Source organism: Methanobrevibacter sp., assembly GCF_017406825.1.
In the GTDB taxonomy this organism is placed as follows: Archaea; Methanobacteriota; Methanobacteria; order Methanobacteriales; family Methanobacteriaceae; genus Methanocatella.
Map to the genome: position 1 here is coordinate 58,958 of NZ_JAFQXT010000017.1, position 14,670 is coordinate 73,627.

At 37.7% G+C, this 14,670-nt stretch carries 13 protein-coding genes and 6 tRNA genes; 5 read left to right on the forward strand and 14 right to left on the reverse strand.

Going from position 1 to position 14,670, the window contains the following annotated elements; translation table 11 throughout:
• Positions 1–224 precede the first annotated feature (224 nt).
• Both IJF99_RS02950 and IJF99_RS02955 read left to right on the forward strand, forming a co-directional pair.
• Positions 225–1,403 carry an argininosuccinate synthase gene (locus IJF99_RS02950; RefSeq protein WP_292791890.1) on the forward strand — a complete coding sequence of 393 codons (1,179 nt, stop codon included), beginning with the start codon at positions 225–227 and terminating at the stop codon, positions 1,401–1,403.
• Between the two features lie 32 nt (positions 1,404–1,435).
• Positions 1,436–2,161, forward strand: coding sequence for an NAD-dependent protein deacylase (locus IJF99_RS02955; protein ID WP_292791893.1), 726 nt, complete (start codon positions 1,436–1,438; stop codon positions 2,159–2,161).
• On the opposite strand, the gene sfsA is transcribed toward IJF99_RS02955, so the two are convergent.
• Together sfsA and IJF99_RS02965 are read right to left on the reverse strand one after the other, a co-directional pair.
• Complete coding sequence (gene sfsA, locus IJF99_RS02960; RefSeq protein WP_292791896.1) at positions 2,111–2,854, reverse strand: DNA/RNA nuclease SfsA; 744 nt, start codon at positions 2,852–2,854, stop codon at positions 2,111–2,113. The two genes, IJF99_RS02955 and sfsA, sit on opposite strands and share 51 nt — an antisense overlap.
• The gene (locus IJF99_RS02965) at positions 2,841–4,382 is read right to left on the reverse strand and encodes an NAD(P)H-hydrate dehydratase (protein WP_292791899.1); all 1,542 of its coding nucleotides are present in this window, start codon (positions 4,380–4,382) and stop codon (positions 2,841–2,843) included. Before IJF99_RS02965 ends, sfsA begins: the two co-directional genes overlap by 14 nt.
• Positions 4,383–4,478: 96 nt before the next feature.
• Between IJF99_RS02965 and IJF99_RS02970 the strand changes: the two genes are divergently transcribed.
• On the forward strand, positions 4,479–5,591 hold the full coding sequence (locus tag IJF99_RS02970; protein ID WP_292791902.1) for an NAD-binding protein: 1,113 nt from the start codon (positions 4,479–4,481) through the stop codon (positions 5,589–5,591).
• Here IJF99_RS02970 and IJF99_RS02975 read toward each other — a convergent pair.
• The 4 genes from IJF99_RS02975 to IJF99_RS02990 form a co-directional block, all read right to left on the reverse strand.
• A complete protein-coding gene (locus IJF99_RS02975; protein ID WP_292791905.1) occupies positions 5,578–7,359 on the reverse strand; it encodes a hypothetical protein in 1,782 nt (593 codons plus the stop codon). The two genes, IJF99_RS02970 and IJF99_RS02975, sit on opposite strands and share 14 nt — an antisense overlap.
• Positions 7,360–7,450: 91 nt before the next feature.
• Positions 7,451–8,335 (reverse strand): formylmethanofuran--tetrahydromethanopterin N-formyltransferase, encoded by an 885-nt coding sequence (gene fhcD / locus IJF99_RS02980; protein WP_292791908.1) that lies wholly within the window; start codon positions 8,333–8,335, stop codon positions 7,451–7,453.
• A gap of 120 nt (positions 8,336–8,455) precedes the next feature.
• Positions 8,456–9,526 carry an acyltransferase gene (locus IJF99_RS02985; RefSeq protein WP_292791910.1) on the reverse strand — a complete coding sequence of 357 codons (1,071 nt, stop codon included), beginning with the start codon at positions 9,524–9,526 and terminating at the stop codon, positions 8,456–8,458.
• 11 nt (positions 9,527–9,537) lie between these two features.
• Entirely contained in the window at positions 9,538–10,590 is a 1,053-nt protein-coding gene (locus IJF99_RS02990; RefSeq protein WP_292791913.1) for a UPF0104 family protein, read from the reverse strand.
• A gap of 64 nt (positions 10,591–10,654) precedes the next feature.
• Between IJF99_RS02990 and IJF99_RS02995 the strand changes: the two genes are divergently transcribed.
• Positions 10,655–12,088 carry a TrkH family potassium uptake protein gene (locus IJF99_RS02995; RefSeq protein ID WP_292791916.1) on the forward strand — a complete coding sequence of 478 codons (1,434 nt, stop codon included), beginning with the start codon at positions 10,655–10,657 and terminating at the stop codon, positions 12,086–12,088.
• A 55-nt stretch (positions 12,089–12,143) separates the two neighbouring features.
• Entirely contained in the window at positions 12,144–12,794 is a 651-nt protein-coding gene (locus tag IJF99_RS03000; protein WP_292791919.1) for a TrkA family potassium uptake protein, read from the forward strand.
• On the opposite strand, the gene IJF99_RS03005 is transcribed toward IJF99_RS03000, so the two are convergent.
• The 8 genes from IJF99_RS03005 to IJF99_RS03040 form a co-directional block, all read right to left on the reverse strand.
• Positions 12,783–13,388, reverse strand: a complete 606-nt coding sequence (locus IJF99_RS03005; protein WP_292791922.1) for an MBL fold metallo-hydrolase — start codon at positions 13,386–13,388, stop codon at positions 12,783–12,785. The two genes, IJF99_RS03000 and IJF99_RS03005, sit on opposite strands and share 12 nt — an antisense overlap.
• A 57-nt stretch (positions 13,389–13,445) precedes the next feature.
• Positions 13,446–13,594 (reverse strand) — tRNA-Trp (locus tag IJF99_RS03010).
• A 50-nt stretch (positions 13,595–13,644) separates the two neighbouring features.
• Positions 13,645–14,055: a Holliday junction resolvase Hjc gene (hjc, locus tag IJF99_RS03015; RefSeq protein ID WP_292791924.1), complete on the reverse strand. Its 411-nt coding sequence runs from the start codon at positions 14,053–14,055 to the stop codon at positions 13,645–13,647.
• A 98-nt stretch (positions 14,056–14,153) separates the two neighbouring features.
• A tRNA-His gene (locus tag IJF99_RS03020) sits at positions 14,154–14,229 on the reverse strand.
• A 33-nt stretch (positions 14,230–14,262) separates the two neighbouring features.
• Positions 14,263–14,345, reverse strand: a tRNA-Leu gene (locus IJF99_RS03025).
• A 58-nt stretch (positions 14,346–14,403) separates the two neighbouring features.
• Positions 14,404–14,478, reverse strand: a tRNA-Glu gene (locus tag IJF99_RS03030).
• Between the two features lie 26 nt (positions 14,479–14,504).
• Positions 14,505–14,578 (reverse strand) — tRNA-Ile (locus tag IJF99_RS03035).
• A 5-nt stretch (positions 14,579–14,583) separates the two neighbouring features.
• Positions 14,584–14,656 (reverse strand) — tRNA-Asn (locus IJF99_RS03040).
• Between the last annotated feature and the right edge of the window lie 14 nt (positions 14,657–14,670).

Sequence of the window (14,670 nt, forward strand, 5' to 3'; positions counted from 1 at the left end):
TTATATAGCATGACAACAAAACTATAATTGAGAGATGAAAGTAGAAAATACTTTCTACTCAGAGCTCTTAATTGATGTTTTATTGAAAACCCCATATAACTATTCAACCTCAATTAATTCCCTCAATTAAGAGTTTTCTTCTGCCTAATTTTTTAAAAATTATTAAATACTATTAAAAACAAACAATCTAATATAAAACTTATTTTTTATTAAATGGTGATTAAATGACTGATAAAGTAGTTTTAGCATTCAGCGGAGGATTAGACACCTCCGTTTGTGTTAAATTATTAGAAGAAAAATATGACGTGGAAGTTATTACCGCCTGTGTCGATGTAGGGCAAGGCGAAGAAGAGATGGAAAAAGCAAAAACAATGGCGGCAAAAATCGGTGGATTAAAACACTATAACATTGATGCCAAAGAAGAATTTGCAAACGAATACATAGCTCGTGGAATAAAAGCAAATGCAGAATATGAAGGATACCCATTAAGTACCGCCCTTGCAAGACCATTAATCGCTTTAAAAATTGTAGAAGTGGCTGAAAAAGAAGGAGCAACCGCCATCGCACATGGTTGTACTGGAAAAGGAAACGACCAATTCAGATTTGAAGCGGTAATCCGTGCAATGTCAGATTTAGACATCATTGCACCAATCAGAGAAATGAACTTAACAAGAACCGAAGAGAAGGAATATGCCGAATCCAAAGGCATCGAGTTAAGTTATGATAAGATTTACAGTATTGATGAGAACATTTGGGGAAGAGCGATTGAAGGAGACGTTCTAGAAGACCCGGCAAACGAGCCTCCGGAAGACATCTACGAATGGACCAAATCCTGGCAAGACGCAAAAGACGAGCCTGAAAAGGTATCTATCGAATTTGAAGAAGGTATTCCTGTAGCTATAAACGGCGAAATGATGCCGTTGATTGAATTAATCAGAAAAGCAAACGAAATTGCAGGAAACCATGGTATCGGAAGAATAGATACAATTGAAAACAGAATGATAGGCATTAAAAGCAGGGAAATCTATGAAACCCCCGGTGCAAAATTATTAATTGCAGCTCACCAGGCCTTAGAAGAATTGGTTTTAACTACTGATGAGTTGAGATTTGCAGAATACATGTCAACACTCTATGCAGATTTAGTCTACTGCGCACTATGGCAGGAACCTTTAAGAGAAGACCTGGACCAGGCAATCGACAAAATGCAGGAAAGAGTAAGCGGAGAAGTTGTAATGAAACTCTTTAAAGGATCAATCCATCCGATAATAAGAAAATCCCCATTCAGCTTACACAGCATTGAACAAATTACCTTTGAAGACAAAGACACTGATCAAAGAGAAATTGAAGGTATGATCAAGCACCACGGTCTTCAAGCTGCAAATTTCCAAAAATTAAACAGATAGCTTTTAGCTATCATTACTTCTTTTTTTGAAAAATGTCCAAAATAAGCCAACTGCAAGAAATTATTAATGCTTCAGACAATATAGTATTTTTTGGAGGAGCGGGCGTTTCAACAGAAAGCGGAATACCTGATTTCAGGTCTGAAAGCGGAATATTTAAAAGTCTGGAAAAATACGGAGACACACCTGAAAACCTGGTATCCCATAGCTATTATTTAGACCATACCGAAGAGTTTTACACTTATTACAAAGAAAATCTTGTTTTTAAAGACGCCGAACCAAATCCCGCCCATTTGAAATTGGCGGAACTTGAAAAAGCGGGAAAATTAAAGGCAGTTATAACCCAGAATATTGATGGCCTTCATCAAAAAGCGGGAAGCAGAGAAGTTTTGGAACTTCACGGAAGCATTCACAGAAACTATTGTCAAATCTGCCATAAGGAATACCCTTTAGACCATATTTTGGAAAGCGAATCCATTCCAAGGTGTGAATGCGGAGGCATCATTAAACCAGATGTTGTGCTATATGAAGAGCCATTGAACAATGCCATTCTAAGCTTTGCAATCGACTACATATCTGATGCTGAGACCTTGATAATTGGCGGAACCTCACTTGTCGTGTATCCCGCCGCAGGATTGATAAATTACTTTAATGGAAAAAATTTAGTGTTGATTAACAAAAGCGAAACCCCTTATGATGATTTGGCGAATTTAGTCATCAACGATGCTATCGGAGCGACATTGTCCCAAATCAAAATCTAAGGACTCGGGAATTAACTCAATTCCGGACAACTGATTATCACACCCGTAAACCAGAATTTCAACACCCTCATCAAATGCTTCATTTAAAGTCCGGCTGAATACAGGGTCATTTTCCCAATTTGGCCTGAAGAATTTGCCTATCGGATGCTGTATCAGGAAAAACACTACACACCTGTTTCCTTCCTTTTTAAGTTTTATTAACTCTTTTAAATGTTTTGCACCCCTTTCGGTAGGAGCATCCGGAAATCTGGCCTCCCCGTCGACAATCAAGGTCACTCCCTTGACTTCAACATAACAAGGCTCAATCAAAAAGTTCACACCACAACAGTCCTCCTCATGATTGGCCAGGTAAATGTCTATTCGTGAGTCATCAACGGTTTTTTCTCGTTGGTGATAGTCATAGTCCGAAAGCTCCTTAATTTTTCCGTCAACGATTGCATCGTATACTATTTTGTTGGCTTCCTGAGAAAAAAGCGAAACGAGAACACCCTTGTTTTCAACAAAATGAAGGGAAAATTTCGTTTTGCGGTTGGGATTATCGGATGGTTTGAGCCAGACAGCCGCATCTTCAATCAACAATTCTTTGCAGCGTCCGGTATTGGGCACATGGGCAATTTCAAGTTTCCCGTCAACTTCAACTTCAGCAATGAACCTGTTCGGCCGGTTTTTGAAAATGCCTTTAACATAATCCATCTTTAATCACGCTGCCGATGAATGAAACCAGGTCTGTTGCTGAAAATCCGTTTCCTTTTTCATCAAATGCCTTATCTCCCGCTACACCATTTATGAAAACCCCTAAACATGCGCAGTCAAATGAATTTAACCCCTGTGTCAAAAGGCTGGCGCAGATTCCTGAAAGGGCATCGCCAGTTCCTCCGACTGTCATTCCTGCATTGCCTGATTTGTTAATTCTAAAGCGAGTTCCTGAAAGTATTAAATCATATTGCCCCTTAACAATTACGGTTCCTTTGATTTGGCGGGTGATTCTTTGGAATTGTGTGATATTTTCATCCACTTTATTGAAGTCGTATGAGTCAATATCCAATTTTATATCCTCTTTGACATTGAAAAATGATTTGAACTCGAAGATATGCGGAGTTAATACGATGTCATCACGATTTTTAATCAAGGATAATTCAACCAGTTTTAAGCTATCCGCATCCAATACAATCGGTTTTTTGATTTTTGAAACCAAAACATTGAAAAGTTTTGAAGTTTCCTCATCAATTCCTGCACCGGGACCTATCAAAACCGCATCAGCATTATCGGCCATATCCATTATATCATCAAGATGATTTAGGGATAATCTGTCGCCCTCCAATGATTTGACGATTAAGTCCGGAGATGTTGATTTGATGGCTTCGCCGGATTTTTCAGGAGCTGCAACGTATACCAGATCTGCACCCGCACCGATCGCTGCCATTCCGGCAATTGCAGGAGCGCCTGAATAGTCCTTGCTTCCCCCAACAATCAATAATCTTCCATTGTTGCCCTTGTGTGATTTTTCATCCCTGTTTTTTAGCCTTAGGAAGTCTCCGAAATTGACAAAATATTCCGCCTCAAATGGGATTCCAATATCTGCAGTTACAAGGCCACCTACAAATTCCTCTTCAGCATCCCTTACGCCTGTTTTGATTTTATGAAAACTTATTGTATAATCCGGAACCACAGCAAGGTCACTGACTTCACCGGTTAAGGGATCCATGCCGGAAGGCACGTCGACACTAATCTTAACGCCATTTGACTGGTTAATAATCTCAATGGCCCTTTTGATATTTGGCTGCAGATTTCCTTTGATTCCGGTTCCCAAAAGGCCGTCTATGATGATATAATCATGATTGTCGCTTTTTGCAACTTCAGTATTGTCGATGTCCTGCAAGGTTTTTAGATTATAAATATTCAAACGGGACAAACGTGGCTTCATGTTTTTCAGGATTTCAAAGTTTATTCTGGCCTCTTTTGAGCGAATGTTGTCCTTTAACATGTAGATATCAACGTCATAGCCTCTATTTAAAAGGTATCTTGCTGCAACAAAACCGTCGCCGCCGTTTCCACCGGATCCTGTAAAAATAACCGCCTTAACAGGTTTTGAAAACGCATATACAGCAATTTTACCCACTTCCTCTGCTAAAGACTTGCCCGCAGATTCCATCAGACATAACCTTGACAAGCCCAAATATTCGCAATTATAATCAGTAACCATCATATCAATAGGATGCAAAAAAATCACCTTATAAATTAAAATATAAGTATCCGATATAAATATAATTATCTTAACTTTAGGAAAAATCATATGCGAAAAATAACATTTAAACTTTTGACAAAATTACCTGTGAAATACATCAGCAGTGGTTTGATAATCATACTGGCCCTTTTTATTTATGGAGTCATTGGTTCTGTTTTTATAATGAATCTGAATCTGATTGATGCCATCTACTATTCAATTATCACCATGGCAACCGTAGGATATGGGGATTATATCCCAACCACTGGAATTCAAAAGATATTTGCAACAACACTTGCTCTCGGAGGTGTTGCACTGCTTGCTTATGTATTTAACATTATCTTAACAAATGTCCAGGAAAAAATGAGCGAATATTCAAAAGGAGCGAGAAAATTGAAAGCAATTGAAGTTATGGAAGATTATTATATCATTTGCGGTTTCGGAAGAGTGGGAAAAGTGGTCTTTGATGAGTTAACACAAAGAAACCAGAATGTGATTGTCATTGAAAAAAGCAAGGAAATTTGCGACACCATTGAAGAAAATGAAAATATTGTAGTCATTAATGATGATGCCATTGAAGACGATTTAGTTGCAAAATTAGCCGGCGACAAGTGCAGAAGCGTAATCATATGTACCGGAGACGACGTAAGCAACCTGTTCATCGTATTGACAATAAGGGAAACAAATCCGACAGCATGGATTGTTACAAGAGCAAGCAAACTTGAAAATATCAAAAGGCTTAAAAAGGCAGGTGCAAATAAAATCGTGTCTCCAGAAATAATTGGAGGAAAGGACCTGTACTTTGAATCCGCAAAGCCTCACGTTTTAAAAATAACTGTTAAACACACTACAGATGAAATATTCGACGAATTCAAGATAATAACCGAAAACGGATGCACACTTGAAAACATTGAATATCATATTCCGGGAATTGAAACTCCGCTAACCCGCAAAATTAAAACTATGGATTTATCAGACGGGCAGAAATTCATTGATAATTTAAACAGCAATGATGACCAGAAATTGGCGGTGGAGAATTTATATAAAACCGTGAACAACATACATTCCCATTTAATTTCAGGCCCTGACAAACCAACATTTGATAAATTGATTAAAGATTTGGAAAAGCAGGAAGAGATTATTGGTATCAATCTAACCAATAGAGAGATAGCTGAAATCACTGCAAAAGAGATTAAACAATATTGATTGTGCTTTTGGCCGAAACATAATATCTGATGTTTGCAGAATATACGGTTACATCATGGCTTCCAATATCAAGATATCTGGTATTGAACCTAGCCACGCCATCAGAATCTGTTTTAACAGTGTAGATTTTATTTGAAACTTTTATTTTAAGGCTTAAGTTTGGAATTGCCTCATCAGTTTTCCTGCTTTTGACGGTTATGTCAAAAGTTTTTGATTCATTAATTGATTTGATCAATTTTGGAGCCTTGACAGTTGTCAATGTTTTAATTAACCTGTCAATATTTCCAAGCTTATGAGTTCCAAGATATTTTGAAGCCGGAGTTTTCGGCAGCTGGTTTTTAGAGATGAGTTTCTTTCCAAAGTAGATATTGTCTTTTAAATGGGCCGTTGAACTTCTTCCTAGTAGCTGTCCGTTGTCATTTGTAACATATACCTTTACTGTTGAGGCGGTTTTGCCCTCAGCTGTTGTTGCCTTCCAGTGGAATACATCTATTCCCCGCCTGTTAATACCAAATGGATCTGTTGCCGCCACTTTTATGGCCGCATCTTTAGGATTATCACTGAATTTCGCCCATGTGCCGTGTCTGAAAGAGGATATTCCATTTGGAACACTCAAATATTCTCCTGCCTTTAGTTTTCCGGTATAGATAGCGCTTCCCCAAACAAGACCGTATTTGCCATTAGGCGATTTGATTGCGAAGTGTCCCAATCCTAATGCCCTTTCATACTTCTGGATTTTCTTAAGGTATGCTTTACTTATCTTGCCTGTCTTAACCATTTTTCCAGCGAGCTTTTCAATGGCTTTATTGATGTTTGCATTGTCAATTCCTCCTGTTCCAACCATCCATCCGTCAGAAGTGACTATTGTGTGGAAAAAGTAGCTGCCAGTCTTGTATTGTTTTACTGCGGTTCTGCCATTCCATTTGCATTTTATTATGTGAATATTGACTGCATTTGTCCCGTCCCTTCTAAAACCTGTAACGGCTTCATAATTGCTTACCTGGACATAAAATGAACAGCACCCATATTCCTTTGTGGGCTTGACCGTTAGAGTGGCCTTGGAATTTTTAGATTTTGCATTTTTATTTTTAATAGAGGTTACAACTTTATAAGAACCGACATTGAAATTCCTTTTCAAACTTGCGACACCCCTGGCATCGGTAGTTGCATGATAGACCTTATATTTATTGTTTATCAATACCTTGAATACTACTTTAATGCCTTTTACAGGATTTTTGGTGATTTTATTGATAACTTTCGCTTTGAAGAACAAATCGGAATGCCAGTATGTTTTATAATCCTTTGTATTGATTGTTAAAGGAGCTTTGTTTACCTTGACTATCGCATTTGCAATACTTGAAGAACAATTGTCATCGCCTTCGAATTTTATGGTTGCAGCATAAGTGCCAGGCAATAGGTTAAGTTTTAGGACAACTTTGCCATCTTCATCAGTGAATTTGTTGTAGGTCTTATCATTTATAGAAATGGAAAGCTTCTTATTGAAAAGGGGTTGATTATTCGAATCCTTCAAGTAACTGACCATCTCCGCATCATCCTTATAATATGCTTTTATGCTTTCGGCTTGGATTTTTGTACCTTGTGAAAATTCCTCCATAATCTGTGAAGAGTCATTCAGATAGTCATCACTATATTGTAAAACCGCCTCATCATTTAGGGAGACATCTTCTGTGATGTTGTCATTGGCACAAACAAATCCCATGCTTAAAAGCATGAATAGTAAAATTGGAAAGATTAACAGTTTGTTCATTATAACCAGCATATCATTTATAGAAATAGTTTGTTGAAAATGATAATTATATTTTTGTAAAAAAAAGAGAAAAGAAAGAGAGTGAAACTCTCTAGAATAAGTCTTGTAAATGGATTTGGTAAGGTCCTAAGCTTCCACCGTAGTTACCAGCACCGATTTCAATAACGCCAGGCACTTGACAAGCAGCTTCAATACCTGCTTTCATAGCAGCTTTTACGGATTCCTCATCAACACCATCGATAACGATTTCCATATTTCCGAATACGTTTTCAGGTAATTCGGTTTCTACTTGGTCTTTTAAGGTTACGCATTCTTTTTCGTTGGTAGATGCGCTCATGAAAGAGTATTTGGAACCAGTTTTGGAACCGGAAGCAACCATACCTCCTGAGAAAGGAGTGATTACACCAGGAACAGCGTGAATAGCATCGACAGCTGCTTCAGCAGCAACAATGGAAGACATTTGACTGTCAGCCATAATGAAGAAGTTTCCACCAGCTACTCCGTCTTTGCATCCCATTTCATCTTCCACTAAGAACTCACCGGACATGATTGGAATCACGTGCATTTTTTTACCGTCTACATCTTTTTCGGTTTCAAATCCGTCACCGAAGAATTTGAGTTGTTTTCCGGTTGGGAAGGTTTCTTCGCTTTCAAGAGCATTGAATGCTGCTGCGGTAGGAGCGGTTAAAACACATTGTCCGATTCTGTCCATGATTTGTCCGCCTAAAGCTTTTTTAGACATGTGGCAAATCATAATTGCATAACCAGGTCTTCCATCTGGAGATTCAGTTGGAGGAACATATTGGTCAATACCTGCTTCTGCAGGACATCCAATTACTGAAGTAGCAAATCCGGTAGCTTCAGTAGCTGCAATTTTAGCTAAATGTTTAGTAGCTGCAGTAATAATTAATCTAGATACTTTAATTCCAAAACCTTCTGCAAAGGTTTCTTGTATTTTTACACCATTAATTTCCATATTTTCACCAAAATTTTTTTAAAAAAATAATTTTTTGTGATAATTAATTTTATGAGAATAAATTAAAATAAAGTTTTCTATTTTAACTAAGAAATGAGAATTTTTTAAACATTTAAATAATCATTTGACTCCAATATACTCATCGATTAATGGCAATTTGGCCAAAATATAAATTATTATCCATGATAAGATAAAACCAGCAATAAATAGTATAATATAATCAACAGTGAAGTTGAATGACAGGTGCAATATTCTGCGGGTCACCATGATTATCTGGCTATGGATCAGATACATTCCATAACTGCACATCGCAACTGATGAGACCGCTTTTTTAATATTGTCTTTAGGATTATTTAAGATTGAACTATTTTTAAAAAGGCAAAACACTCCAATCGCTTCAGTCATGACCAAAATGGAGTATCTGTGAAAGAGAAACATGATTTTTGTGTCCACTACACTATATGAGTAAATCATCATGACGATGGCTGGAATTATGATTAGAAGCATCGCTGCAAAGGAATTGTTGAACATTTTCCTTTCAGTGTACCTAAGATAATAACCCAAAACGGCAAATCCTATTGGGCTTATAAAAAAGGAGAGCGCTTCCGGAATCGGAATCATTAAAGAATAAACGGCAATGATATAAACCGTCCAGATAATTAAGAAATACTCTACTTTAGACAAATCCGCACCATTAATCAATCTATTGGCTATCGGCATCAATAAATAAACTCCCAATATCATCCAGAAAAACCAGTAGACCGCAGATCCCGGAGCCCTGCATAGCAATGTGTCTGTGAATACCCCCAACATGTCCATGATTCCAAATTGATTGACAAAATGAATACTTGGAATAAAATAGGAGGTTGAAATTAAAATTATGCTAAAGACAAGTGACCAGAATAAAAATGGTTTTGCAATACGCGGGATGCGCTTGGAAAAAAAGCTTCTGACGTCCCAATCACGCCCAAGAAGCAATGCTCCGGACAGCATTAGAAACAATGCAATGCCTATTTTGAAGAAGTTAATTGCAAACATCTCAAAGGCCCCGCTGAGGGAATATATTGTTGAGATATCATAATTCATAATCTCTCCAAGATGGCCGGTGACATGCAATAAAACTACGCATAGAATGGCAATGGCTCTTAGGGCATCAAAGTAAAAAACTCTCTTAGAATTGTCGTTAACCATCACAATAACCTTTAATTTTCGTCTTCGGACATCTCTTCAATCTGCTCTTTTGAACCGAATGAAATCTTATCGAGAACGGATGAACCGTAATGCGGCAAAATCATCAAACCAAGTATTATGGCCAGCCAGAATGAGATTAATCTTTCAATAACGGTTGCGGCTGCACTGATTGAAGCGGTGATTCCTGCTGCAGAGTAGAAAATAATCATTATTCCATCAACTGCTCCAAGACCCCCCGGCAAGAGAGGAATCATGCCTGCAAGGGAAGCTAAAATAAAGACTTCTCCGATTACAATCGGGTTAACCATCGCTCCGAAAGCCAAGAACACGAAATAAACTCTTAAAATCTCAAAAATCCATATGATGAACGATAATGGAAGTGCATAGTACAATACATTCTTATTTGAAATTACCATTTTCATTGTGTCCTGGAATCCTTTGATTACTCCGTGGATTTTCTCTTCCAACTCCTCAGAATTTTTCTTGTAGAATCTTCTCACAAGCCTTATTACCCAACCGTCAAACCTTTTTCCGAATTCGGGATTAATTGACATGTAGATGATTATAAACAAGACAGCTACAATGAGAACCACTACAAAAACCATTAAAATAAGCAGCCATAAATCAAACTGGAAGGATAAAGCCATTCCAATCATTGTCAAAACAGCAAGCAAAACAAATGGGAAAGTGTCGAGAGCCCTATCAGCTACAACAGTTGCAAATGTTTCTTCCATAGGGTATCCTTCTTCACGTGACAGAATATAAGCCCTAACCGGCTCTCCCCCTCCACGACCGGAAGGAGTGATATTGTTTACGGCAAGCCCCACTAAAACCATCGGAATTAGTTTTTTAACGCTCACATCAATATTTACCATGTCATTGAGGATTTTCCAACGCAAAGCAAACAAATAATAAGTGATTATCTGAAAAGCAATGGCTACACCAATATATTCTATTTTAGCCATCTCCAAAGCACTGATTACCTGCTCTATTCCCACAAAATACAGTATTACAAGTAAAATGAGAATACTGACTCCAAGGAAAAATACTGTTTTTTTATCCATTACATTAATTTTAATTAATTATTACTTATAAATTTATATAGAATTTTATTCAAATTTTAGAGTAATGAGGTATATTACAAAAACAGACTTATTGATTGTGGCGAGAAATTCAGGATACATCATGATAGGAATAGGAATAATGTGCCTAATCCCTATATTCGTTGATTTAATCTATTTTGAATTTGATTTAGCTAGTTTTATCATTCCTGGATTAATTTCAATATTGTTGGGTATTTTTGGATTAAGATACTTTGATGAAGAAGTAAACAAAAAGATACGCCTTAAGCATGGAATGATGATTTCGTCATTTGCATGGTTTTGGGCGGGTTTAATTGGAGGATTTGTTTTTGTAATCGCAACAGGAATTCCGCCAATTGATGGCGTTTTTGAAAGTTTATCCGCTCTAACAGGTACGGGGATGACAATCTTTGAAAATGTTGAAGCCTTGCCTCATAGCATCTTATTTTTCAGAGCTCTTGAACAGTGGATTGGTGGTTTGGGAGTGGTCGTTATGGTAATCGGTGTTTTAACAAAACCCGGATCAGTATCATCAAAATTATACCAATCCGAAGCACGTGAGGAACGTATAAAACCCAGTATTAAAACCACACTTGAAAAAACAATAAAAATTTACTTGATTTATACCACTGCCGGAATCATTTTATATATTCTTGCAGGAATGCCTGTTTTTGACTCCGTCTGCAATACGTTCTCCATCATTTCTACCGGAGGAATGAACGTCAAAAATGCAAACATGGGATACTACCAAAACGATATAATCTACTTCATTACAATCGTGCTGATGATATTGGGTGCGACAAGCTTTTTAGTCCATTATAAAGTTATTAAAACAAAAGGAAAATCATTGCTTGATGATTTGCAATTTAAAATTATAATCAGCGTCATTGCATGCGTAACCTTGATGCTTTATTTCATTTCAAATATTGTTCCGATGGAATTATTATTCACCGTCGTGTCTGCAATAACAACAACAGGTGCGAGCGTCGCATCTCCCCACGTCATGGCCGGTTGGCCGAGTTTTGTCATAATATGTTTAATGTGCTTAATGCTGACTGGAGGTTCCAACGGGTCAACAGTAGGGGCAATTAAACTTGTGCGCATGATTACCTTCTTTAAAGGAATATACAGACACATCAGAGAAATCTTATCCCCTGATGGAAGAGTAGTTCCCGTGAAATTACAGGGACATAGAATCCCTGAAAAATCAATTGCGCAAGCGGGAAGTTTCATAACACTCTATATGATGTTCATAATGTTTACCTGGGCATTATTCTGCCTATATGGTTATGACCCATTTGAAAGTTTGTTTGCAGCAATGTCTCTGCAGGGTAATAACGGTTTAGAGCTTGGAATAATCAATCACACATTGGATCCAGTACTTAAAATAGTCAGCATGTTCGATATGTGGACCGGAAGGCTGGAAATATATCCTGTGTTAATTACATTAAGAGCATTTTTCGAAATATTTAAAAGATAGGTTTATAATACTGATAATATAAATATTGATTATTAATTGTTAAAGGGGCGATTTTGTGTATGCAATTATTATGGGAGGAGGACGTGTCGGACGTGCTCTAGCGAATTTATTGATTGATAGCGGTGCAGACATCACTTTAATCGAAAGTGATGAAGCATTAAGTAATGAAGTAGCAGCAGATTTAGATGCACTGGTTATTTGTGGAAATGGAACTAGTTCCAAATTACTTGAAGAAAGCAATATTGAAGATGCGGATTGTTTCATTGCAACAACCGGAAATGATGAAGCAAACCTGCTTTCATGCATCCTGGTTAGAAAATACAATGTTGAAACTATCGTTGCCCGTGTAAGTAACCCTGACCACGAAGAAGCATTTAAAGAAGTGGGAATCGATAAAGTAATCAGTCCAGAAATAAGTGCTGCAAGAGACTTGGCACAATACGTAACCAATCCAAGAGCTGCAAAATTAACAACACTCGGCGAAGGAGACGCTGAAATTATCGAAATGACAATAACAAATGATAAAGTGGTTGGAAAACAGTTTAAGGATGTCTCTCCTACAAAAGATTTCATTATTATTGCCACTTATAAACAAGGAAAACTGATAATCCCACAACCTGATGATACAATCATCCGTGGGGAAAAGGTATCGTTACTCGTTAAAAGAGGAACCCTGAAAAAGGTTTCTAAAAAACTAGAGAATTGAATAAGACATTTTAATATGTTCTTTTCCAATTCCTTCAACAATTGGACCATGGCCGGGATAGATGTTTTTAACATCCAATTCCATTAGTTTTTTAACGCTGTTTTTCATATCCTGGTAATCTCCGCCAATATCCATTCTGCCAACGCCGCCGCCTGCGAATATCGTATCACCACTGATTAGATTTTCACCATCCCAAAGGCAAATTCCTCCGCTAGTGTGGCCAGGAGTATGAATTACTTCAAATTCACCTATTTTATCCCCCTCTTCCAATTCAATGTCCACCCTTGAGTTGTCCGCATTATCAAAAGCTGAAATCGAAGTGCCCAGGGAATCCTTATTTTTCATTGAGATTGCATCTAATCTATGAACCGCAATTTTGGCATCTGGGAAGAAATGATTGCCTCCAATATGGTCAAAATGGCAATGAGTATTAACAACTAATTCAATGTTTTCAGGTTCAACTCCATTTTCGCGAAGTTTCGAGAACAGATAATCCTTATTATGCCCTGCACCGGTATCGACTAAAATATTGTCATCGATTAAATAACAATTAGAATCATAATTAAAACCTATTATAAAAACAATTGAACTCATGAAAAATAATATAATCAAGAAAGTAATTAAAAGTTTTGAAAAAAAGTTGTATAAAAATGGGGTCATAGGGATTTGAACCCCAATCCGGGGATGTCTCTTGCCTCAGTACTCCAATTGTTCATCACAACAAGTACTGTTCAGTTACGCGTATAATTTCTTCAAAGACAACTGGAGTCCCCGATGCTGCCAGGTTACACCATAACCCCACATAACATACATAATTAGTTACATTTTAATGATATATAAATATTTGCAATTATTCAAATTTCATTTGTTTATCAATACCGGCTATTTCATCTATTTCAAATCCTTTTTCAAGTGCATAATCCTTTTCAACCTTATAATTGCCATTTCTAGTTCTGGGAGTGGTTTTCGGATCTAAGAATAACCATTTTGTATACTTAAATCTAACACCAATATAAGGTTTGGCACCAAAAATCCTTGAAAATTCGCAAAGGGAAATTATTTGTTCTTCTTCTATGTAAATCTTATCTTTGGTAGTTGTTTTCACTTCAATCGCCAAATATATTTTGCCGTTTCCCGCTAAAACATCAGGCAATGGCCTTTTTGTAGCTCCTCCAGAAGCTGGAGCCCTCATGGCTGCAAAATTTCTTTCCCATAATTTATGTACCAAATCCCTTTCTTCAGCAGATCCTTTTTTTGCCATTTTAACCCTCAATTAGATAATTTGATTTAGACATATATAAAGCAAATGAGAGAGCATTTGAAAAGTATTAGAAAAATCAGAAAAAAAGTTTTTATAAATGGGGCCGGAGCCGAGATTCGAACCCGAGTCCCGGGATCCACAGTCCCGGAGGATGACCGCCTACCCTACCCCGGCATTTATACAAACAAATAAAAAAAAATGTTAAAGTGCGGGAGCAGGGATTTGAACCCTGGTAGACCTGCGTCAACAGGTCCTAAGCCTGTCCCCTTTGGCCTCTCGGGCACCCCCGCTTATAAAAAACAAAGGATACATAGAAACCATTAAAAATCTTAACAAATTTTTTTAGAATGCTCCGGCCGGGATTCGAACCCGAGTCTTCGGCTCGAAAGGCCGAAATGATTGGCCGGACTACACCACCGGAGCAGAACACATATGAAATTTAGTCACCATGGGCCCAATGGGGTTCGAACCCATGACCTTCCGGTTATGAGCCGGACGCTCTACCTGGCTAAGCTATGGGCCCAAAAGCGCCATCGACAGGGCTCGAACCTGTGACCAATCGGTTAACAGCCGAACGCTCTACCTACTGAGCTACGATGGCATGAGACACCCATC

Bases quoted from the DNA above. Each gene is read 5' to 3' on its own strand.
- IJF99_RS02950 (WP_292791890.1), top strand. From the start codon at position 225: ATGACTGATAAAGTAGTTTTAGCATTCAGCGGAGGATTAGACACCTCC.
- IJF99_RS02955 (WP_292791893.1), top strand. From the start codon at position 1,436: ATGTCCAAAATAAGCCAACTGCAAGAAATTATTAATGCTTCAGACAAT.
- sfsA (WP_292791896.1), bottom strand. From the start codon at position 2,854: ATGGATTATGTTAAAGGCATTTTCAAAAACCGGCCGAACAGGTTCATT.
- IJF99_RS02975 (WP_292791905.1), bottom strand. From the start codon at position 7,359: ATGAACAAACTGTTAATCTTTCCAATTTTACTATTCATGCTTTTAAGC.
- fhcD (WP_292791908.1), bottom strand. From the start codon at position 8,335: ATGGAAATTAATGGTGTAAAAATACAAGAAACCTTTGCAGAAGGTTTT.
- IJF99_RS02985 (WP_292791910.1), bottom strand. From the start codon at position 9,526: ATGGTTAACGACAATTCTAAGAGAGTTTTTTACTTTGATGCCCTAAGA.
- IJF99_RS02990 (WP_292791913.1), bottom strand. From the start codon at position 10,590: ATGGATAAAAAAACAGTATTTTTCCTTGGAGTCAGTATTCTCATTTTA.
- IJF99_RS02995 (WP_292791916.1), top strand. From the start codon at position 10,655: ATGAGGTATATTACAAAAACAGACTTATTGATTGTGGCGAGAAATTCA.
- IJF99_RS03005 (WP_292791922.1), bottom strand. From the start codon at position 13,388: ATGAGTTCAATTGTTTTTATAATAGGTTTTAATTATGATTCTAATTGT.
- hjc (WP_292791924.1), bottom strand. From the start codon at position 14,055: ATGGCAAAAAAAGGATCTGCTGAAGAAAGGGATTTGGTACATAAATTA.